This window comes from gamma proteobacterium symbiont of Scutellera amethystina (assembly GCF_059730845.1).
In genome coordinates this window covers 2,565,986-2,587,293 of sequence record NZ_AP035935.1, presented here as the reverse complement: position 1 = coordinate 2,587,293, position 21,308 = coordinate 2,565,986, and the positions used below count along the sequence as shown (strand labels likewise).

At 53.8% G+C, this 21,308-nt stretch carries 18 protein-coding genes, 3 tRNA genes and 1 pseudogene; 17 read left to right on the top strand and 5 right to left on the bottom strand.

Annotated elements, in window-relative coordinates; all coding sequences use genetic code 11:
• Nucleotides 1–13: 13 nt before the first annotated feature.
• A complete protein-coding gene (locus AC6I79_RS12130; protein WP_010616664.1) occupies nt 14–241 on the bottom strand; it encodes a DUF2594 family protein in 228 nt (75 codons plus the stop codon).
• 433 nt (nt 242–674) lie between these two features.
• Here AC6I79_RS12130 and uvrY point away from each other — a divergent pair, with 433 nt between their 5' ends.
• The 11 genes and pseudogenes from uvrY to AC6I79_RS12075 all read left to right on the top strand — a co-directional run bounded on the left by uvrY (nt 675) and on the right by AC6I79_RS12075 (nt 9,005).
• Nucleotides 675–1,334: a UvrY/SirA/GacA family response regulator transcription factor gene (uvrY, locus tag AC6I79_RS12125; protein ID WP_021508277.1), complete on the top strand. Its 660-nt coding sequence runs from the start codon at nt 675–677 to the stop codon at nt 1,332–1,334.
• Complete coding sequence (uvrC, locus tag AC6I79_RS12120; RefSeq protein WP_021508276.1) at nt 1,327–3,159, top strand: excinuclease ABC subunit UvrC; 1,833 nt, start codon at nt 1,327–1,329, stop codon at nt 3,157–3,159. Before uvrY ends, uvrC begins: the two co-directional genes overlap by 8 nt.
• A 68-nt stretch (nt 3,160–3,227) precedes the next feature.
• A complete protein-coding gene (pgsA, locus tag AC6I79_RS12115) occupies nt 3,228–3,776 on the top strand; it encodes a CDP-diacylglycerol--glycerol-3-phosphate 3-phosphatidyltransferase (protein WP_021508275.1) in 549 nt (182 codons plus the stop codon).
• Between the two features lie 151 nt (nt 3,777–3,927).
• Nucleotides 3,928–4,003 (top strand) — tRNA-Gly (locus AC6I79_RS12110).
• Between the two features lie 43 nt (nt 4,004–4,046).
• Nucleotides 4,047–4,120: transfer RNA gene (locus AC6I79_RS12105), tRNA-Cys, on the top strand.
• 11 nt (nt 4,121–4,131) lie between these two features.
• Nucleotides 4,132–4,217 (top strand) — tRNA-Leu (locus AC6I79_RS12100).
• A 1,055-nt stretch (nt 4,218–5,272) separates the two neighbouring features.
• Entirely contained in the window at nt 5,273–5,410 is a 138-nt protein-coding gene (locus tag AC6I79_RS12095; protein ID WP_081049454.1) for a helix-turn-helix domain-containing protein, read from the top strand.
• A 314-nt stretch (nt 5,411–5,724) separates the two neighbouring features.
• A complete protein-coding gene (locus AC6I79_RS12090) occupies nt 5,725–6,603 on the top strand; it encodes a BRCT domain-containing protein (RefSeq protein ID WP_058775401.1) in 879 nt (292 codons plus the stop codon).
• Nucleotides 6,604–6,721: 118 nt separating this feature from the next.
• Nucleotides 6,722–7,716, top strand: a pseudogene (locus AC6I79_RS12085) (phage integrase); the annotation flags it as partial.
• A gap of 16 nt (nt 7,717–7,732) precedes the next feature.
• The gene (locus AC6I79_RS12080; RefSeq protein WP_058775402.1) at nt 7,733–8,146 is read left to right on the top strand and encodes a hypothetical protein; all 414 of its coding nucleotides are present in this window, start codon (nt 7,733–7,735) and stop codon (nt 8,144–8,146) included.
• 22 nt (nt 8,147–8,168) lie between these two features.
• Entirely contained in the window at nt 8,169–9,005 is an 837-nt protein-coding gene (locus AC6I79_RS12075) for an HNH endonuclease (RefSeq protein WP_072208546.1), read from the top strand.
• Nucleotides 9,006–9,276: 271 nt separating this feature from the next.
• Here the strand turns inward: AC6I79_RS12075 and AC6I79_RS12070 are convergent, their stop codons facing one another.
• The gene (locus tag AC6I79_RS12070) at nt 9,277–9,447 is read right to left on the bottom strand and encodes a hypothetical protein (protein ID WP_058769590.1); all 171 of its coding nucleotides are present in this window, start codon (nt 9,445–9,447) and stop codon (nt 9,277–9,279) included.
• 110 nt (nt 9,448–9,557) lie between these two features.
• On the bottom strand, nt 9,558–10,421 hold the full coding sequence (locus AC6I79_RS12065; protein ID WP_058780781.1) for a helix-turn-helix domain-containing protein: 864 nt from the start codon (nt 10,419–10,421) through the stop codon (nt 9,558–9,560).
• A gap of 138 nt (nt 10,422–10,559) precedes the next feature.
• Here AC6I79_RS12065 and rclA point away from each other — a divergent pair, with 138 nt between their 5' ends.
• Nucleotides 10,560–11,885 (top strand): reactive chlorine resistance oxidoreductase RclA, encoded by a 1,326-nt coding sequence (gene rclA / locus AC6I79_RS12060; RefSeq protein ID WP_498027308.1) that lies wholly within the window; start codon nt 10,560–10,562, stop codon nt 11,883–11,885.
• A gap of 41 nt (nt 11,886–11,926) precedes the next feature.
• Here rclA and AC6I79_RS12055 read toward each other — a convergent pair whose 3' ends face one another.
• Entirely contained in the window at nt 11,927–13,426 is a 1,500-nt protein-coding gene (locus AC6I79_RS12055) for a SulP family inorganic anion transporter (RefSeq protein WP_498027307.1), read from the bottom strand.
• A gap of 151 nt (nt 13,427–13,577) precedes the next feature.
• Complete coding sequence (locus tag AC6I79_RS12050) at nt 13,578–13,835, bottom strand: biofilm/acid-resistance regulator YmgB/AriR (protein WP_058759735.1); 258 nt, start codon at nt 13,833–13,835, stop codon at nt 13,578–13,580.
• Between the two features lie 478 nt (nt 13,836–14,313).
• On the opposite strand from AC6I79_RS12050, the gene AC6I79_RS12045 reads away from it, so the two are divergent.
• The 5 genes from AC6I79_RS12045 to AC6I79_RS12025 all read left to right on the top strand — a co-directional run bounded on the left by AC6I79_RS12045 (nt 14,314) and on the right by AC6I79_RS12025 (nt 21,271).
• Nucleotides 14,314–14,745 carry a MarR family winged helix-turn-helix transcriptional regulator gene (locus AC6I79_RS12045; RefSeq protein ID WP_058759700.1) on the top strand — a complete coding sequence of 144 codons (432 nt, stop codon included), beginning with the start codon at nt 14,314–14,316 and terminating at the stop codon, nt 14,743–14,745.
• Nucleotides 14,746–14,747: 2 nt separating this feature from the next.
• Nucleotides 14,748–16,433 (top strand): MFS transporter, encoded by a 1,686-nt coding sequence (locus tag AC6I79_RS12040; protein ID WP_058759699.1) that lies wholly within the window; start codon nt 14,748–14,750, stop codon nt 16,431–16,433.
• Nucleotides 16,430–17,521 (top strand): HlyD family secretion protein, encoded by a 1,092-nt coding sequence (locus AC6I79_RS12035; protein ID WP_159378285.1) that lies wholly within the window; start codon nt 16,430–16,432, stop codon nt 17,519–17,521. Before AC6I79_RS12040 ends, AC6I79_RS12035 begins: the two co-directional genes overlap by 4 nt.
• On the top strand, nt 17,518–18,888 hold the full coding sequence (locus AC6I79_RS12030) for an efflux transporter outer membrane subunit (RefSeq protein WP_159378284.1): 1,371 nt from the start codon (nt 17,518–17,520) through the stop codon (nt 18,886–18,888). Before AC6I79_RS12035 ends, AC6I79_RS12030 begins: the two co-directional genes overlap by 4 nt.
• A gap of 181 nt (nt 18,889–19,069) precedes the next feature.
• Nucleotides 19,070–21,271 (top strand): TonB-dependent receptor, encoded by a 2,202-nt coding sequence (locus AC6I79_RS12025; protein WP_159378283.1) that lies wholly within the window; start codon nt 19,070–19,072, stop codon nt 21,269–21,271.
• Nucleotides 21,272–21,308: the final 37 nt, after the last annotated feature.

The following is a 21,308-nucleotide window of genomic DNA, read 5'->3' as shown; positions in this document are numbered from 1 at the left end:
CAGGGCACGCCGCTTACTGACGGTAGGCGGTTTTAATCTGGCGGATGGTGTTGCTGAACACCTCGGCCTGCGGTTTATCGGCCAGCGCGGACTGAACGTAGCGCTCCATGTTGATGATCACCTTACCGGCATCAGCCTGGCCCATGCCTTTCAGGATCAGCGTCACCATCATTTTCAGGCAGGCAACTTCATCCGCCAGCGCCTGGGTATCGCGCGATGTTACGAAATCTTCATCACTCATCATTATCTCCTTTGTGGAATGACCTTGTGCGCACACATTCTTCCCGTGCATAAAAAACAGAGTATATCATACGCTTGATGGAAGAATTTAGGCCACATCATCGACCCGCGCGCAGACGGTTAATTAATTGCGCCGTTCGCTTTTTTTTGTGCGCAAAAAACTTCCAGGGAAAAATTATTTTTTTGTGCTGCGGGCGAGAAGAAGCGAAGGCGGGTTATAAATTATAACTTAATGATATTAGTCACATTTTAACAATTTTATTCCAGTATGGTATTGCATCAGCTAAAAAAAACCATCACTGCTGCCTGCTATTTGACATGGGTCATTGGTTTTGAGATTTATCTGGCGCCCCTGATGTTCTTTCCACGCGAAACCCGGTAAGATAACGCCCCTGAAATATATTTTCCCCCACTAACCTGCGGAGTACGTCCCGTTGATCAGCCTGCTTCTTGTTGATGACCATGAACTGGTACGCGCCGGTATTCGTCGCATACTGGAAGATATGAAGGGACTGGTGATTGCCGGGGAAGTGGCCTGTGGTGAAGATGCGGTAAAATGGTGCCGCACTCATCCTGTGGATGTGGTGCTGATGGACATGAACATGCCCGGTATTGGCGGACTGGAGGCGACGCGCAAAATCGTGCGCTTCAATCCGGATATCCGCATCATCATGCTGACTATCCACACCGAAAATCCCCTGCCAGCGAAAGTCATGCAGGCCGGTGCGGCAGGTTATCTCAGCAAAGGGGCGGCGCCGCAGGAAGTGGTCAGCGCCATTCGCTCGGTGCACGCCGGTCAGCGTTACATCGCCTCTGATATCGCTCAGCAGATGGCGCTGAGCCAGATTGAGCCGCAGCGCGCCGAATCACCGTTCAGCTGTTTGTCGGAAAGGGAATTGCAGATTATGCTGATGATTACCCGAGGGCAAAAGGTGACGGAGATTTCCGAGCAGCTTAACCTGAGCCCGAAAACCGTTAATAGCTATCGCTATCGCATGTTCAGCAAGTTGAACATCAGTGGTGACGTAGAGTTAACGCATCTGGCCATACGCCATGGCCTGTTTAATGCGGAGCCGTTAATCAGTAGTGAGTGACGTTTTCAATCCAAAAGCCTTTCTCAGCACCGTGACCAGTCAGCCCGGCGTCTACCGCATGTATGACGCGACAGGCACGGTGATCTATGTTGGTAAAGCCAAAGACCTTAAAAAACGCCTGAGCAGCTATTTCCGCACGCAGGTGGGGAGCCGTAAGACAGAAGTGCTGGTCAGCAACATCCATAATATTGATGTCACGGTCACCCATACCGAGACCGAAGCGCTGCTGCTGGAGCACAACTACATCAAGTTGTATCAGCCGCGCTACAACGTGTTGCTACGCGATGATAAGTCGTACCCCTATATTTTCCTTAGCGGCGATCCGCATCCACGCCTGGCGATGCACCGCGGTGCCAAACACGCCAAAGGCGAATACTTTGGTCCGTTTCCCAACGGCTATGCGGTGCGTGAAACCCTGGCGCTGCTGCAAAAGGTGTTTCCGATTCGCCAGTGCGAGAACAGCGTCTACCGCAACCGCTCGCGCCCGTGCCTGCAGTATCAGATTGGCCGTTGCCTCGGCCCCTGCGTCGCCGGCCTGGTGAGCGAAGAAGAATATGCGCAGCAAACCGACTATGTGCGGCTGTTTCTGGCCGGTAAAGACGATCAGGTAATTAATCAGCTGGTGCAGCGTATGGAGCAGGCCAGCGTGGGCCTGCGTTTCGAAGAGGCGGCGCGCCTGCGGGATCAGATTCAGGCGGTGCGGCGGATTACGGAGAAACAGTTCGTTTCCAATCAGGGCGATGATCTCGACGTGATGGGCGTCGCCTATGACGCCGGCATGGCCTGTCTGCACGTGCTGTTTATCCGGCAGGGCAAAGTGCTGGGCAGCCGCAGCTATTTTCCGAAAGTGCCGGCGGACACGGAACTCACCGAAGTGGTACAGACGTTTGTCGGACAGTTTTATCTGCAGGGCAGCGAAGCGCGTACCTTACCGGCGGACATCCTGCTGGACTTCAATCTACCTGAGCGGGAACTGCTGGCCGCATCGCTGAGCGAACTGGCCGGGCGCAAAGTCAGCATTCAGAGCAAACCGCGCGGCGACCGTGCGCGCTACCTGAAGCTGGCGCGCACCAATGCCGCCACGGCGCTGACAACGCGGCTGGCGCAGCACTCGACCATCCAGCAGCGTCTGGCGGCGCTGGCGGCGTTCCTCAAACTGGAGCAGATTAACCGCATGGAGTGTTTCGACATCAGCCACACCATGGGCGAACAGACCATCGCGTCCTGCGTGGTGTTCAACCGTGACGGCCCGCTGCGCGCTGACTATCGCCGCTACAACATTGAAGGAATTACCCCCGGTGATGACTACGCGGCGATGAATCAGGTGCTGCGCCGTCGTTACGGCAAGGCGCTGGAACCGGAAAAGATCCCGGATGTGATCCTGATCGATGGTGGTAAAGGGCAGCTGGCGCAGGCGCAGCAGGTGTTTGCGGAACTGGATGTGCCATGGGATAAAAACCGGCCGATTCTGCTCGGCGTGGCAAAAGGCAGCGACCGTAAAGCCGGCCTGGAAACGCTGTTCTTTGCGGCGGAAGGCGAGGGCGTTTCGCTGCCACCGGACTCGCCGGCGCTGCATGTTATCCAGCACATTCGTGACGACGCTCACAATCATGCAATTTCGGGCCACCGGAAAAAACGCGCCAAAGTGAAGAACACCAGCGCGCTGGAGAGCATTGAAGGCGTCGGACCCAAACGGCGTCAGCAGCTGCTGAAGTACATGGGCGGCCTGCAACCGCTGATGAATGCCAGCGTCGATGAGATCGCTAAAGTACCGGGTATCTCCTTCGCCCTGGCGGAAAAAATCTACTACTCGCTGAAACACTAACATTGAAACAGGGTGGGCAATGTAGGAACATACGTTAAATCCTACTCACACCAGACAGTTACTGGCATATGCAATTTAACATTCCGACGTGTCTTACCCTGTTTCGAGTTGTTCTGATCCCGTTCTTCGTGCTGGCGTTCTATCTGCCATTTCACTGGGCTCCCTTCGCGACGGCGCTGCTGTTTGTCATTGCTGCGGTCACTGACTGGTTTGATGGCTTCCTCGCGCGTCGCTGGAAGCAGACAACACGTTTTGGTGCCTTTCTCGATCCGGTCGCTGACAAAGTGATGGTGGCGATGGCGCTGGTGCTGGTCGCCGAGTATTTCCACGCCTGGTGGATCACGCTGCCGGCCGCCACCATGATCGCGCGTGAAATCATTATCTCGGCCTTACGTGAGTGGATGGCGGAGATTGGCAAGCGCAGCAGCGTGGCGGTGTCGTGGATTGGCAAAGTGAAGACCACGGCGCAGATGCTGTCGCTGGTGGCGCTGCTGTGGCGTCCGGACGCGACCGTAGTAGGCGTTGGCGTGGTGGCGTTGTACATCGCAGCGGTGCTGACTTTCTGGTCAATGTTCCAGTATTTAAGCGCGGCACGCGGCGATTTGCTCGATAGCTGATCGATGCGATTTAAAAAGCAGCAAACGGACGCAGTGTGTGGATAATTCTATTGACTCGTTGCGTCAGATAAGTAGAATGCATCGCATCGAACGGCAGCAAGGCTGCAAGAAGCTGAATAAAATCAGCAAGTTCGGTGAAGCATAAGCAAATGCGGGAATAGCTCAGTTGGTAGAGCACGACCTTGCCAAGGTCGGGGTCGCGAGTTCGAGTCTCGTTTCCCGCTCCAGATATTGCAATACGTCGCAGACGGCTTGCACCTCAGATTAAAAGGCGCGTTGGCAGAGTGGCCATGCAGCGGATTGCAAATCCGTCCACCTCGGTTCGACTCCGGGACGCGCCTCCAGTTTACACCCTGCCCGGGTGGTGAAATCGGTAGACACAAGGGATTTAAAATCCCTCGGCTTATGGTCGTGCGGGTTCAAGTCCCGCCCCGGGCACCATATTTAATACCGAATAAAATCAAAGCAATAAGTAGCAATGTCGTGACCGCCCAAGGGCGGTTTTTTTGTGCCTGAAAATTTTTCCTAATATCACTTCATAATATCAAACGGTCTTCTTCTGCCCGCCAACCACAACCATTGTAACCATTACGTTCTTTCGATCATGCGCAGCCAGTTGTTCAACGTTTAGATGCTGAAAGTAATATCAATGATTGATGCCGATAATGGTTAGGCGGGGCACCTGCCGCAATTTGCCATTTGCCATTTGCAAATTGCACTCAATTGTTCCGGTGAGATCTCACTTGCGGCTAACTGACCGACCTGAGTGGTAGTTTTTATCACATACAGCAGAAGCCTCTCGTTTGCGAATTTGTAAAGGCACGCGTATGGCAAGCACTGGATTAGAGCAGGTTGATCTGATGAAAGTCTCCATTATGGTGACATCGCTAAGCTCTAACACTTTGTATATATTGTACTGTTGCGGCTGGTCTGTTTTCAGCTTTATACGCAACGTATGCGCATTTTTGCCAGCCTGCCGCACACTGTCTTCCATATTTTACGTAGCACGAATCTGCGGCAGGCATCGTTGCAGTGCATACAGGTTGAAACTTTGAAGTCAAACATGGTTAAATTCCTTGCTGCCAAATAAAATCATTGGCAAAATCGAGACTTAACGTGACTGATAGTTAGCTTCTTTTGTCAGTGCGATCAGGTTGAAGAATTTATGAATCTTGCGAGTTCTTGACCAGATTGAGAGACGGCTATCTTTCAACATCCTGAGATAGGGTTTATAGTGTCTATCAGCCGCTTATGCAAATTTCGGTAGCTACAAATAATATTGCTCAAAGTAAATTAAAGTGGAAAGTGCATCCTATCTTTTAAAGTAAATACGGGTAATTGCATTCTTTGACAAGAAATCGGCTATGCTGCATTTTAAAATGGAATGTCGAATGTTAACATTGCGGATAACTTAAATGGCATTTTAGCTGAACTAGCTTTAGTATGCAGATCATTGAAAGATTGGCTTTTCCTGCTAACAAGAGTTCTTCGAAAAGATCGGCGTTTGTGACGTAACGATTATTACATGGATTGACCGTAATTACTTTACTGGTGAAGCAGTAGTAGATTGCGTTCTTAATACTGGTTTTGATTGTGAGTGGTTTGCCCTCACAAAATACGAGCGTGCAATTTAGCTCAATCAATTCTGGTCATCATTTTCAGCTACTTAAGCCGGATTTTATTAAAGCTTCTTTACAGGCAGAAGATTGAATTAAGTATTGAAGTCATGCAGATTTTGGAAAACAACACGCAAAGCATTTCGATATATTTTTTAAACCTAATAATGAAGTTTTGATCACTCAGCGCGTCAACTTACTGTGGTGTGAAACGTTGCAAAGAATATCCGATAATCACTAGCGTTTTGAAGGTGTGGATTGACCCGTTGAAGAAGTTGATCAGTTGCGAAGGTCATCGATTGTATCAAACGTAAAATTAAATTGGGGGTGCTATGGATAGAAAACTCAGTATTTACAACTACACACGCAACAGAGATAAGTTACTTTCAAATCTTGTCAATATTATTGAGGGGGTGACTTGTGATGGGCAGATTGATGCCAAAGAATTACTATATCTTGATACTTGGTTATTGGAATCAGAAGCAATCAGCGAAAATTATTGCGTCCAGGTATTGCGGGATAAAATCGCAGCCATTTTAGAAGACGGAGTTATCGAAGATGTTGAATTGCAGCAATTTAAAGACGACCTGCTTAACATTCAACAAAACCTTCTCGACACCCCTAACGTTGATTTTTATTCTACAGAATCTGATAAACACCTTCTTGAAGGTCTGTGTAAAGGCATGCTGGCCAATCATGAGTTAACGGAAGATGAGATCCGCTATCTTCATTGGTGGTTATCTAATAATGGTTTGTTGAAAACAAACTTCCCCGGCAAAGATCTTTATCTTTTAATTGAGAACATCTTGGCTGATGGTGTTGTAACTCCTGATGAAAGAGAAGAACTGAAAGAGGCCATGATAGCCTTTACGGGCTGTGATTTAGCCACTGGATCAGTAGATGGGCTCTCAATTCGTTCACCGCTTGAATATGTGGATGAGTTAAAAATCAAAGGCTCTGTGATTTGCCTTACAGGAAAGTTTCTTTGCGGATCGCGTTCCTCATGTGTTGCTGAAATTGAAGCGGCAGGCGGAATTGTAATCGATGACATCACTCAAAAATTAGACTACCTAATTATTGGGACTTTGAGTTCAAGAGACTGGCGCTATCAAAGTTATGGCCGAAAAATTGAAAAAGCCATCGAGTACAGAGAAAAGGGGCACTCTTTGAAGATAATCAGCGAAGAACATTGGCGTCAGCATTCTTCTTGATGCTCATTATGTGGTCATGTTTAGAAGCCAAAAATAAAACATTGACCACTTTTTCATATACAGCAAAAATTACTCATTTTCTTTTTGAGGAAACTGCATATCTGTCAGAAAAACCTAAAACGGAAAGTGGGTTTGTGATTATTACTCAGAGGACAGAGGAAGTAAGCGAATTCGCAAAAGATTTGCAACTCGCGGCGAGGCTTTACGTTACGAGCGACAGTAGTTCGCTTAAGGCAACGATTCCATCATAAATACGATTGAAGCGAAGTCCCGCGCAGTTAGCCTTGATGAGTTAGTTAATGATTGGTATGAATTACATGGAAGGTCTTTAACCAATGGCGATGCGAGGCTGCAAAAATTGAACTTATTCGGTCATAACTTGGATGATCCAGATGCTCTCACACTCAACCATGAAATGTTTGCGGGCTATCGTAAGCAGCGATTGGCGGGAGACTTCACCGCTAACCTAAAGTATGGCATGAAGAAAATACCGAAAGAAACCACAGTAAACCGTGAACACGCTTACTTACGTGCAGTGTTTAAGGAACTAAAAAGGCTGGAACGTTGGAAAGGCGATAATCCACTCGATGGTGTGCGACTCTTTCGCGAGAGTGAAAACGAACTTGCATTCTTATACGAAGAAGATATTAAAAGATTACTCCATGAGTGTTACGCATTATAAAATAAAGAACTTGGCGTTATTTTACGCCTTTGCCTCGCAACCGACGCCCGTTGGAGAGGCAATCTCAAGTCATGCCTTTTCGAATTATCTATACCAATACGAAAAGTAAAAAGAATCACACTATCCCAATATCAAAAGAACTTCATGTATTAACTCCAAAAAGTCGTGGTCGATTATTTGGCAATGCTTATGATGCTTTCGGTGTTGCGATTAAAAGAGCGAAAATTGAATTGCCAGACGGCCAACGCACCCATGTTTTGAGACATACGTTTGCAAGTCACTTCATGATGAATGGTTGAAATATACTGGTGTTGCAACAAATATTAGGTCATTCAACAATTCAAATGACGATGCGATATAGCCATTTCTCACCAGAGCATTTGGAAGCGGCGTTAAAGCTAAACCCTTACGATAAAATATCAAAGGATTAATATAAGGATTTATACTATGGATGCTTTCTTTAAATTATTTGAAAGAGTTAACTCTCGTCCTCTACTTCAAATTTTTGGCGCTTTAACTATCTGTTGCTTATTTGATAAAAGCCCTCTTGAGAACCCGGGGGTGGAAAATAATTTCTTTTATATAATAGGGTTTATTACTTCTGGCATTACGTTTTATTTTGTTAGGCTTTTAATTAACTATTTTAATGCCGGATTACATCCTAGCGATCTATCTGATATAGGGCCAAGCATTGGCGCGATTTTGTTGGGATTTTATGTTATTTATGTGTTTCATTACTTATCAAGCAAATCATCTGAGATGACAGCTGCTAAATTAATAACCCTCGGTTTTGTTTATACGACTACGTTATTGCTATTTTCTCTTGAAATGATGAACCTTAATAGGTTGAAAATAAGCTAATATAAATTGCGAGTGACATAACATGAATGTTATTGGACTGAATGGATTGGAATTAGATGCTAAATGCCACATTACCACTGAAGATGATTTTTTTGGGTTGGTACTGGAATCATGGGGACAAAAAAATAACCCTGATTACAATAAGGCACTTACGACAATAATTGAGCGATTAAAAGAAAATGGCGTAAAAAAAATCATATCATTTTTAGCCTCTAAGCCCGTTAGGAAAAGCTTACCATTACCTGTTGATAGACTTTTATACTACGGCGAAGATCAATTTTTCTATCTTGATAAAGATGACTCTGAAACATTGAGGCTTAAGTTATGCAAGCAGCAAAAATATTTCGATTCTAAGTCAAGAACAAATATTGCTAAAGGTAATGGCACCAAAAGAATACTTATTCATGTTAATGGGTATAAGGTGTCTGATTGGAATAAAATTATTCTCGGCGATAAGTCAGAAATCTATGAACCGACTGACAATATTTCAATTTTGAATCAACGTGTTGAAAAGATTTTACAGTCAAAATTTACTAAACCTTCAGGATGTGGCAAGCCAGAAAAAATTTACAAGCAGGCTACAGTGTATATTCGAGACCCATTAGTAGTTGCGTGGATACTTCGCAATAGTAAAGGCAACTGCGAGTGTTGCGGAGAGGCAGCACCATTTTACAAGAAGGGCAATCTACCTTACTTAGAAGTCCATCATGTAATCCCTCTTTCTGAAGAAGGCTCAGACGTGACGGAAAATTGCGTAGCTTTATGCCCAAACTGCCATCGAGCCATGCATTTCGCAGATGATGCAGAGCAAAGAATCGAACAGCTTTACCAGAAAGTTTCACGCCTCATAAAGAACTGAAAAACATGACTAGATGTCTCGTATCAACCCAAGTAAACCCAAATATGTGGATATTAAAAGCATTAATTATCATATGCTTATGATTTATAAGGAATGCAGATAGTTTTTAAAATCCCTCGGCTTATGGTCGTGCGGGTTCAAGTCCCGCCCCGGGCACCATATTTAATACCGAATAAAATCAAAGCAATAAGTAGCAATGTCGTGACCGCCCAAGGGCGGTTTTTTTGTGCCTGAAAAATAAAAACGGGACATAACGTCTGTCCCGCTAATCTCAATCCTGTGGCTGGCCGACCGGGCCTTCGCCTTCGCTGGCGCCAGGTACTGACTGCTTGCTGGGTGCGTGCGGACGTCCGTCACTGCCCACCGCATCGCTGTGTTGCATACAGCCGGCCAGGGTAACCAATGTCAGTGCCGCTAAGGCTGCCTTCATCAAACCACTCATCCTGCTCTCCTCCTGTTACGAACCGCGTAATCGTTAACGCACTGAGAAATAAGCAAAGCCACGAATCCGCCTTTACGCAAGCGAAGCGCGTACAGTTTTCTTCTTTACTCTTAGCGGTCCTGCGCCAGCGTTTCAACACGACGTCGGTATTCTCCCGGTGTGCAGCCAAACTCACGGACAAACGCTTTGTGAAAGGATGATTCGCTGGCGTAGCCGACGGCCAGAGCGATGTTGATTAACGGGGCTGTTTCGCGCGCCAGTCGCTGAGCGGCCAGCTGCAGACGAAGGGCGGTGAGCACGGCCAGCGGCGTGGTAGCGCTGAGCTGGCGGAACAGCAGCGCGAAGGAAGCGCGGGACATAAACACTTGCTGAGCCATGGCTTCTACCGTCCACGGCCTTTCCGGCGCGGCGCACAGTTGGGTGATTAAAGGGCCAAGTCGTGGATGCAGAGCCAGGGAGAGTAAGCCGGGGTGCGCTGCGTGAGTTGAGAGCCCATGGCGCACCGCCAGTGTGAACAGGCTGCCAATCTGCTGGCTGCGAAGTGCGGCATCACCAGCAGCTGGCAGTGCGTCAGCACTCTGGGTGATGAACGGCAGCACCGCAGCCAGCCAGCGACCATCGCTGCTTGTGGGTTCGGGGGCCAGCATTAGCACTTCGGGCAGGGCGGTGAGGAAAGCATGCGCCGACGCGGGGAGTTCCAGCAGGCCGCATACCAGTTGGGTTGGCTGCGTATGGCGCTGATAAATACGATGCGCGGCGTTTTGCGGCAGAAATATGACGCTGCCAGCATTGAGTTCGACACCCGCAGTGACGGGCATATCCAGCATGACCGGGCCACCTGTGACCGTATGCCAGCGCACTGCGCACAGGTGCCCGGCGCTGTGCGGCAGTTGCCACTCACCGCTCAGCACGCAGTTCTTATCTATGCTGCCCTGCGGGTTATGCAGCAGCAGCAGTTGACTCAATGGATCCATCTGTTTTTTCCCTTTTCCCTGAACTGCCCGCTTGATTCAGACGCAAAGACAAAAATACCAGCGTTGCGGCGAAATACGGCGCGGCAGCAAACCGTAAGCTTTGGGTGATGACTATTTTTGACGCTCATGGAGAACATCATGAACCATTATCAGGCAGCAATCATCGGATTTGGTAAAGCAGGTAAAACACTGGCGGCGGCACTGGGGCGCGCCGGATGGCGTGTCGCGATCATCGAAAAATCCCGCGCAATGTATGGTGGCACCTGCATTAATGTTGGCTGTATCCCAACGAAAGCACTGGTCCACGATGTGCAACATCATGCCAGTTTCAGCGATGCCATGCAGCGCAAAGCGGCAGTAGTAGAATTGTTGCGTGAGAAGAATTATCTCAACCTGGCCGCTATTGCACAGGTCGATGTCATTGATGGTGAGGCGGAATTTGTGGATGCCCACACGCTGAAAATCACCTCCTCACAGCAGGTCAGCCAGATTCATGCTGAGCGAATTTTTATCAATAGCGGTGCCGAAGCGGTGTTTCCCGCACTGGAAGGCTTAGTTGCCGGACCGCGCGTGGTTGACAGCAGCGGTATCCTGAATTTGACGCAACTACCGCAGCGGCTGGGGATCCTTGGCGGCGGTTATATTGGCGTTGAGTTTGCTTCCATGTTTGCCGGTTTTGGCAGCGAAGTGACGTTGTTTGAAAGTGCACCGCAATTTCTGGCGCGGGAAGATGATGATATCAGTGCGGCGATAGCCGGGATCCTGCAGGAGCAGGGCGTTAAGCTCGAGCTCAACACTTCATTACAGCGTGTGACCAGCGGTCGCGACAGCGTGACGCTGCATACCGCACTGGGCGATCGTGAAGTCGATGTGCTGCTGGTTGCCACGGGCCGTCGTCCGGCGACGAAGGCACTGAAACTGGAAAACGCGGGAGTGGTGACCGATGCGCGCGGCGCGGTGCGCGTCGATAAACAGCTTAAAACTTCCGTGGATCATATCTGGGCGCTGGGCGATGTTACCGGTGGGCCACAGTTTACCTATATTTCGCTTGATGATTTCCGCATCGTTTACGATCAGTTGCTGGGCAAGGGCACGCGCACCACCGAAGATCGCGTTAACATCCCGTATTCCGTGTTTATGACGCCTGTGTTATCACGCATTGGTTTGACTGAAGCGCAGGCGCGCGCGCAGGGGCGGGATATTCAGGTGGTGACACTGCCGGTCGCCGCGATTCCGCGTTCGCGCGTTGTTGACGACACCCGTGGCATGCTGAAAGCCGTGGTTGATAATGGCAGCCAGCAAATTCTCGGCGTGGCGCTGCTGGCAGCGGACTCGCATGAAGTCATTAACATCGTGAAAACGGTAATGGATGCCGGGCTGCCGTATAGCGTGCTGCGTGACCAGATTTTTACCCACCCAACCATGAGCGAATCGCTCAATGATCTGTTTGCCCTGGTAAAATAATGCCGAACAGGACGCCCGCACCGGGCGTCCCTATCGCACATCTAGCCGAGATTGCCGCTGAGGCGATCGCGGAAATCGCTGCTGCGGTTATCCAGGCCGGTGAAGGTGACGCTGGCGCCGTGCCGCTGGTAGCGGTACTCAATGGCGTCGAGCGCCGCCACGCTGGAGGCATCCCAAATCTGCGCGTGGGTCAAATCGATGGTGACGCGCTGCGGATCGTGGCCGTAGTCAAAATGCTCAAACAGATCGTTGCTGCTGGCGAAAAACAGCGGGCCGCGCACCGTGTAGTGCACCTGCTCGCCATCGTCACTCAACTGGCGTTCGGCATGAATCACGTGAGCGATGCGGCGGGCAAACAGCATCATGGCGAGCATCACGCCCACCAGCACGCCAAGCGCGAGATTACCGGTCCACACTGTGACGGCGACGGTCAGCACCATCACCAGCGTTTCCGACCACGGCATGCGTTTTAGCGTGGCCGGTTGCAGGCTGTGCCAGTTCACGGTTTTCACCGCGACCACCATCATAATGCCCGCCAGCACCACCATCGGAATCTGCGCCATGATCTGGCTCAGACCGGTGACCAGTAACAGCAGCACCAGCGCTGCGGCCACGGTGGACACCCGGGTACGCGCCTTGCCCAGCTCAACGTTAACAATGGTCTGGCCGATCATCGCGCAGCCGGCGATACCGCCGTAAAAGCCTGCCAGAATATTGCCGACGCCCAGCGCCCAGGATTCACGCCGCTTGCCGGAAGGCGTATCGGTCATGTCATCCACCAGTTTGGCGGTCAGCAGGGATTCCATCAGGCCGACGAAGGCGACCGACAGCGCGGTGGGCCAGACAATCTGCAGCGTCTGCAGATTAAGCGGCACCAGCAGGGTATTGAAATCCGGCAGGCCGGCGCGCATTGGCCCTTCATCGCCGACGTTGGGCACGCGATAGCCCAGCAGCAGCGCGACTGCGGTGACAGCCACGATAGCCACCAGCGGCGAAGGCACGCTTTTAAGCACTTTGGGCAGCAGTAGCACGATGGCCAGCGTGGCGGCGAACAGCAGCCACACCAGGCCCGACTGGCCCCAGACGTGCGGCACCTGCGCAAAGAAAATCAGTATACCCAGCGCGTTAACGAAGCCGATCATCACCGAGCGCGGAATATAGCGCATCATGCGCGACAGCCCGGCAAGGCCGAAAATGATTTGAATCATACCGCCGAGGATCACCGCCGGCAGAATGTACTCCACGCCATGCGCGTGCACCATCGGCCCGATCACCAGCGCGACGGAACCGGCCGCCGCGGTGACCATTGCTGGCCGTCCTCCCAGAATCGACAGCGTCAGGCACAGCACCACCGAAGCGACAAGGCTGACTTTAGGGTCGACGCCGGCAATCACGGAGAACGAAATCACTTCCGGTATCAGCGCCAGGGCGGTAATCACCCCGGCCAGGCACTCGCCGGTGAAAAGAGAAGGTGAACGCAGCACACGTGCGACCGTGATGTCGCTCGCTGTGGCAGCGGGGCGATCGGCAGTTTGACTCATCTGTTGCAGGCTCTTTTATTGGATGCGCATGCCGTCACGGCATAGCAATATTTAGTGGAAAAGTTAACGCGGGCGATGTTACCGGGGGATGACGCGAGGCGCCAGTAAAACGGGGCGATAAGGTTGATTCCATCCCTGGAATCCGCTGCGGCTACAGCGAAAAATCATCCGGAGTCTGGTGAACCACCAGTTCCAGCAGGTGACGGTAGACATCCAGCTGGACGACATCGGCTTCCTGCTCCAGGCGGCCAATCAGGGCGGCAATAATCGCCTTATTGGTCACCGGCATACCGCTGTGCAGGATTTCAGCAATCAGATGGCCTAAGACTTCCATCTCATTGGTTTCACTGTTAACGGCCTGTTTGAAATTGTCAGCGAGGACATCGCTGCTGTTGACGGCATTTTGCATGTGTAAGCCCTTAAGATTGGCTGATGGCCCAGCGGCCAGCACAACCAGGAAGAAATATTTCCGCGCGGACAGGCGCGAAAAACCTGACTCACCACCCAACACAAAAAGACACCTCTGAAGGTGGAAATCCACAACACCTTCAGAGGCGACGCAACTGCATCATTCGTTACCGAATCGTTAACCGATTCATGGCGGCTAAAGTTATACAGTAACCCCTAATCTGTACAAGCGGCGGCTTGTGCATTTCGTGCTTATCAGGCTAATTTACTCAATATTATAGAGTATTTTGCCGAAAAAAGTTATACAGGCAAGCTGTACACACGACCTGACCGGGCCTTTCCGCGACTTAAGTGAAACTGGTAATCTGCGCGCAGCACGACTAAATTTGCTGATGTAAGCAAACTTTTCATTCGCACGTCGCTTAGCTTATAATAACCCTCCCATTTAGTTAGAAATCTAACCATTAGGCCGCTACGCTTTGACTGACCATCCACAACCGTTTTCCCGTCTGTTGCATCTTACTGCCCATGCGTGGCGGCTGGCGGTTGATCGCCGCCTGAAAGAGAGCGGTTTGAGTATGAGTAGCTGGCTGGCAATTGCCAGCGTAGCGACCGCCAGTGAACCGCCGACGCAAAAGGCGCTGGCACAGCTATTGGGGCTGGAGGAAGCCAGTGTGGTGCCGCTGGTCGATCGGCTGGTGAAACAGCAGCTGCTGGCACGGGTGCAGCCAAAGGAAGATCGTCGCAAGCGCCTGCTGGTGTTAACCGAGCAGGGCAACGAGGCGTTCGCTACGGTGAAAACGCAGGCGGATGCGCTGCGCGCCCAGCTGCTGGCCGATATCGATCCCGCCGCGCTGGCAGTAACCGAAAACGTGTTGCAGCAGCTGCTTGAACGCTTAGGAAACGTATAGCCGTGGCGAAACGTAACCCGTATGCGCCTCGCGAATGGCTGCCGCACGAAAAGCCGATGCTGCCGGGATCGCCCTCGACACCGCTGCATGCGCCATCGAAACGCATCGCGTTTGGTCTGATCGGCCTGCTGATCTCCATTACCGGCGCGCTGAGTAATGCGCTGGTGACCGCCAACCTCACCAATCTGCAGGGCACCTTCGCCGCATACAGCAACGAAATCGCCTGGCTGCCGGCGGTCTACGTGATGGGCAATATCTCCATTAATCTCTTGCTGGTGAAGTTCCGCCAGCAGTTTGGTTTGCGGCTGTTTACCGAAGCCTTTCTGGTGCTGTACGTCATCGTGGCGTTTTTTCACATCCTCGCGAACGATCTCAGCTCGGCGATTATCGTGCGTACCGCGCACGGCATGGTGGGCGCGGCGCTCAGCTCGCTGGGCATCTATTATCAGATCCAGGCCTGGCCGGCGAAGCACCGTCTTAAAGCGCTGGTGATTGGCATTACCGCCTCACAGCTGGCGATTCCGCTGGCGCGGCTGTTCTCCAGCGAGCTGCTGCAGCTGGAGGAGTGGCGCGGCCTCTATCTGTTTGAACTGGGCCTGGCGATGATTGCGCTGGGCTGCGTGCTGGTGGTCAAGCTGCCGCCGGGCGACCGCATCAAAGCGTTCGAAAAGCTCGATTTCGTCACCTTTATGCTGCTGGCACCGGGCATGGCGTTATTGTGCGGCGTGCTGTCGCTCGGGCGCATTGAGTGGTGGTTCAGCACCCCCTGGCTTGGCGTCTGTCTGGCGCTGGCGCTGGTGCTGATTGTCGCGGCGGTGGTGCTGGAGCATAACCGCGCTAACCCGCTGATTAACACCCGCTGGCTGAGCAATGGCATGATCGTGCGGCTCGGCATCGTGATGATCATGATGCGCATCGTGCTGGCCGAGCAGAATACCGGCGCGGTCGGCTTTCTGCAGCAGCTGGGCCTGCTCAACGATCAGATGCGCGGGCTGGCGCTGGCGATCATTGCGGGCGTGATCTGCGGCATGATTGCCAGCGCGCTGACCATCAAACCCAACCATCTGAGCTGGCCAATCGTGGTCTCGCTGGCCGTAATGATTGTCGCCTCGCTGATGGATGCGCAATCCAGCCCGCTGACGCGCGCCAGCAATCTCTACTTCAGCCAGTTTCTGCTCGGTTTCAGCAGTGCCTTTTTCCTTGGGCCAGCGATGCTGCTTGGCATCGGCGGCGTGGTGACTCAGCCGAAAAATCTGGTGAGTTTTGTCGTGCTGTTTGGCATGAGCCAGAATCTTGGCGGGCTGATTGGCTCCGCCATTCTCGGCACCTTCCAGACGTGGCGCGAAAAATATCACTCCAGCCTGCTGGGCGATCAGCTGTCGCTGCTCGATCCCAATGTGGTGGATCGCCTTAGCCAGTACAGCGCGCTGTTTCGCAGCCAGCTGGCGGACAGCGGCCTGCTCAGCGCGCAGAGCAACAGTCAGCTGCAAACCGTGGCCACGCTGCAGGCCAACGTGCTGGCTTATAACGATACCTATTTACTGACTGCCGCGCTGGCAATGGTAACGCTGATGTGGGTGCTGTGGCGCCTGACGCGGCTGCGTTATCTCAACTGGCGCCAGGCGCGACATAATCTGACTGAGCAACAGCAGCAGGCTGCGCCAGCAAACCGAACGGAGACCCCATGAGTCAACAGGACGATCTACAGGCTGCGGAGCGCGAGCGCACCAACCGCCGACGCATTCTCTCTATCGCCGCCGGGAGCGGTATCGCCATCGTGGGCGTGCTGGTGATTTTATACGCCTGGCAGCTGTGGCCCTTTACCAGCACCATCCAGTCAACGGAAAACGCCTACGTGCGCGGCCAGGTGACCTTTATCAGCCCGCAGGTCAGCGGCTACCTGACGAACGTTGAGGTGGTGGATCTGCAGCCGGTGCGCAAAGGACAGCTACTGATGACCATTGACGATCGTATCTATCGCCAGCGCGTGCATCAGGCGCAGGCACAGCTGGCGATGAAGATTGCCGCGCAGAATAACAACCAGCAGCAGCAGAAGAGTGCGGAGGCCACAATCGCCAGCAATAAAGCCGCACTGGAGAATGCCAAAGCGCAGGCGCTGAAAAGCAGTCTGGATTTGAAGCGGGTGGAAAATCTGGCGGCGGATGGCTCGCTGTCGGTACGCGAGCGTGATGCCGCGCGCGCAGCCAATGCGCAGGCGCAGGCCCAGCTGCGCCAGGCGGCGGCGCAGGTGGCGGTCTCGCAGCAGAATCTGCAAACCACCATCGTTAACCGCGCGGCGCTGGCCGGCGACGTAGCCAGCGCACAGGCGGCACTGGAGCTGGCCAATATCGATCTGGACAACACGCGCATTATCGCGCCGGACAGCGGCCAGCTCGGTCAGCTGTCGGTGCGCAAAGGCACCTACGTTACTGCCGGCACGCGGCTGACTTCGGTGGTGCCGGATAATAAATGGGTGATTGCCAACCTGAAGGAAACCCAGCTGGCGCGTGTGCGCCCCGGCCTGCCGGTGTCGATCCGCGTTGATGCGCTGGACGGCAAGCGCTTTGATGGCCGCGTTGAGTTTATCTCGCCCGCTGCCGGATCTGAGTTCAGCGCTATCTCGCCAGATAACGCCACCGGTAACTTCGTGAAAATCGCCCAGCGCATTCCGGTGCGCATCAAAATTCTTGGTGACGATCTGCAGCAGCTGCGGCCCGGGATGTCAGTGGAAGTCGACATTGATACCGCCGCCGAACCAAACCGGGATGCGTTATGAAGCGGCCGTTACTCGCGGCGCTCATCGCGCTACTGCTGACCGGCTGCGCCCGCGAAGTGGAGCAGGCGCCGTCGTCGCTGCCGATTCCGCCTGACTGGCGCCAGCAGGTCGGGCCCGCCGCCGCGCCGGAAGCGCAGTGGTGGCGCAGCTTTGGTGATGATCGCCTCAACTGGCTGGTAAACCAGGCGCTGCAGCACAACAGCGATATTCTCATTGCCCGGTCGCGCGTCGATCAGTATCGCGCCGAGCTGCGCGCTGCGCAGGGCGACAACTTCCCGACGCTGTCGGCGGGCGTGGCGGCAACCCATCAGCGTGCGCTGTCAGCGGCGACCGGTCAGCCGTACGAAAGTGCGGTATTTCAGGGACTGCTGCAGGCGAATTATGAGGTCGACTTATGGGGCAGCCGCAGCAACAGCATCCGCGCGGCGGAAGCCACGCTGGCGGCGCAGCGTGCGGCGGCCTCGGCAGCCGAGCTGACGGTGGCCAGTTCGGTCGCGTCCGGTTACCTCAGCCTGTGCGCGCTCGACGAGCAGCTGCGCGTGACCGAGGCCACGCTGGAAACGCGGCAGAACTCGCTGAACCTGGCGCAGCGTCAGTTCGAAACCGGCTATACCTCGCGGCTCGAATGGATGCAGGCGGCGTCGGAGTATCAGACAGCGAAAGCGCAAATTCCGCAGCTGCAGCATCAGATCGCCCAGCAGGAGAACGCGCTCAGCATTCTGGTTGGCATGAATCCGCGCCAGATTGCACGCAGCAGCCAGTTCGACCAGCTGCGACCCCACGCACTGCCGGCGCTGCTGCCGTCGCAGCTGCTGAATCGCCGGCCTGACATAGTCCAGGCGCAGCGCCTGCTGCTGGCGAGCGACGCGTCGCTGGCGGCGGCGCAGGCACAGCTGCTGCCATCGCTCAACCTGACGGCGTCCGGCACGCTGCAGAGCAGCCAGCTACACGATCTGCTGGATAATCCGTTCCGCCTGTGGAGTATCGGCGGCAGCGTGCTGGCACCGCTGCTCAACCGCGAAGCGCTGACCGCCCAGGTGGATGTGGCGATGGCGTCGCGCAACCAGGCGCTGTACGGCTACGAAAGGGTGGTGCGCAACGCCTTTGCCGAGGTGGATAACGCGCTGGATGCCATCACGCGCAGCCAGCAGCAGCTGACGGAACTGCAGGCGCAGGAACGCTACGTTGCCGAGGCGTGGCGGATTGCGCGCAACCGTTATCAGAATGGCTATGCGTCCTATCTCGATGAGCTTGATGCGCAGCGCACGCTGTTCAGCACCCAGCTGAATATTGTGGCGGTGAAAAACACGCTGCTGCTGGCGCAAATCGATCTCTACCGCGCACTTGGTGGCGGCTGGCAGGGGTAACACTGCGGCAGTTACGTTGGTACGTGACTGCTGCAACGCTTTCCTTGTTTAGCGGCGGTTCTTGCCTCTCCTCTCACTGAACATCACTTTTAGCAAATTGCTTGCATTTAGCTGTACGCTGCGCATAATCGCAAACCGCAATAATAATGATTCTCAGTATAATTTACATCAGGGGATAACCATGCGCAGAACGCCTTTCAATCCCGGAATGAAACCGACGCTGCTGGCCATGCTGGTCAGCGCCGGTTGTTTGCCAGTGATGGCTGCTACCACTAACACCAGTAACGCACCTCAGGGCGCTAACGAACAGCAGACGCTGACCGTCACCGCCACGCCGCAGAGTGAATTCAAACCCGGCGGCAACGACTTAGTACCGGCCTTTCTCGACGGCCAGATTGCCCACGGCGGTCGCCTCGGCATGCTGGGCGAGCAAAACGCCATGGACGTGCCGTTCAACGTCATCGGCTATACGGCAAAAATGATTCAGGACCAGCAGGCGCAAACCATCGCCGATGTGGTGCGCAACGATGCGGGCGTGCAGAACGTCAAAGGTTACGGCAATTTCGCTGAAACTTACCGCATTCGGGGATTCACTCTCGACGGCGATGATATGACTTTCGGCGGTCTGCCGGGCGTGGTGCCGCGCCAGGTGATGGACGCTTCGCTGATCGATCGCATGGAGATCTTCAAAGGCGCCAACAGTCTGGTTAACGGCGCAGCCAGTTCCGGCGTCGGCGGTATGATCAACCTCGAGCCGAAACATGCCGAAGATACGCCGATCAATCGCGTGGGCCTCGATTACACCTCCTCGTCTCAGGTTGGCGGAACGCTGGACGTGGGGCGCCGCTTTGGCGATAACAATCAGTTTGGCGTGCGGGTTAATGCCGTACATCGCGAAGGTGAAACCGGCGTTGACGGCGAGAAAAAACGCACCACGGCGGCTTCGGTCGGTCTTGATTATCGCGGCGACCGGCTGCGCACCTCGCTGGACGTTGGCTATCAGAAGAAAACCTTCCATGACGGCTTACAGGGCGTGAAATTCGCCAGCGCCGGGGTGATCCCGGCGGTGCCTTCAAATTCGCACAACTACAGCCAGAAATGGGTGTACAGCGATATGGAATCTGAATTCGGTATCGCCAAAGCAGAATACGATATTACCGACAGCTGGACGGCCTATGCCGGTCTCGGCGCACAGCACGCTCATGAAACCGGCAACTACGGCGCGCCGACCATTACCAACAGCAACGGTGACGGTACCATCAGCAGCTTCTACTCCAACCGTATTCAGGACAACATGAGCGGCATGGTGGGGCTGCGCGGTGAGTTCCACACCGGTCTCGTCAGTCATAAAGTCAACGTGGGTTACTCGGCGCTGACCACCAATGCGAAAAATGCCTACGACATGTCGCTGGTGGGCACGCCGTTTAATATCTACCACAGCGGTGACGTGGCGGAACCGGCGGCCACCTTCGCCGGCGGCAAGTTCTCCGATCCGCTTACCACGTCACGCACCCGCACCCAGGGCTATTTGCTGAGCGATACGCTCGGATTACTGGACGATACGCTGCTGGTGACCGTCGGTGCTCGCCATCAGAAAGTGGTGGTGCGCAGCTATAACTACAACACCGGCGCGGAAAGCGTTGATTCGCGCTTCACCAACGACCGCTGGATGCCAACCTACGGCGTGGTCTACAAGCCGTGGAAAGAAGTGGCGCTGTACGCGAACCATACGGAAGCGCTGCAGCCAGGTGAAGTGGCCCCTAAAGACGCCGTCAACTATGGCACCGTGACCGGCGTGGCGCACTCGAAGCAGAATGAGATCGGCGTGAAAACGGATTTCGGCCGCATCGGCGGCTCGCTGGGGCTGTTCGAAATCCAGAAACCGTCCGGCCTGATCAACAGTGACAATGTCTACGTCATGGACGGCGAGCAGCGCCATCGCGGCGTGGAAGCAAACGTGTTTGGTGAGCCGGTGCTGGGCCTGCGCCTCAACGCCAGCGCCACCTGGATCGATCCGGTGATGAAGAAAACCGCCGGCGGCACTTATGATGGCAAACAGGCGATCGGCGTGCCGCGCTACACCTACGTGCTGGGCGCGGAGTATGACATCAAGCCGGTGGAGGGGCTGACGGCCACGGCGCTGCTCAACCACAGCGGCTCTCAGTATGCCAACTCGGCCAACACCCTCAAGCTGGACAGCTATACCACGCTGGATCTTGGTATGCGTTACCGCATGAAGGTGAATCAGAACGATCTGGTGTGGCGCGTGGCGGTCGAAAACGTCACCAATGAGAAGTACTGGTCAAACGTTGATGACACCGGCACCTATCTCGCGCAGGGCGACCCGCGCACGCTGAAAATCAGCATGAGCTACGATTTCTAAGCGGCCACCACGGGGCGTAATGACGCTCCGTGGTCTT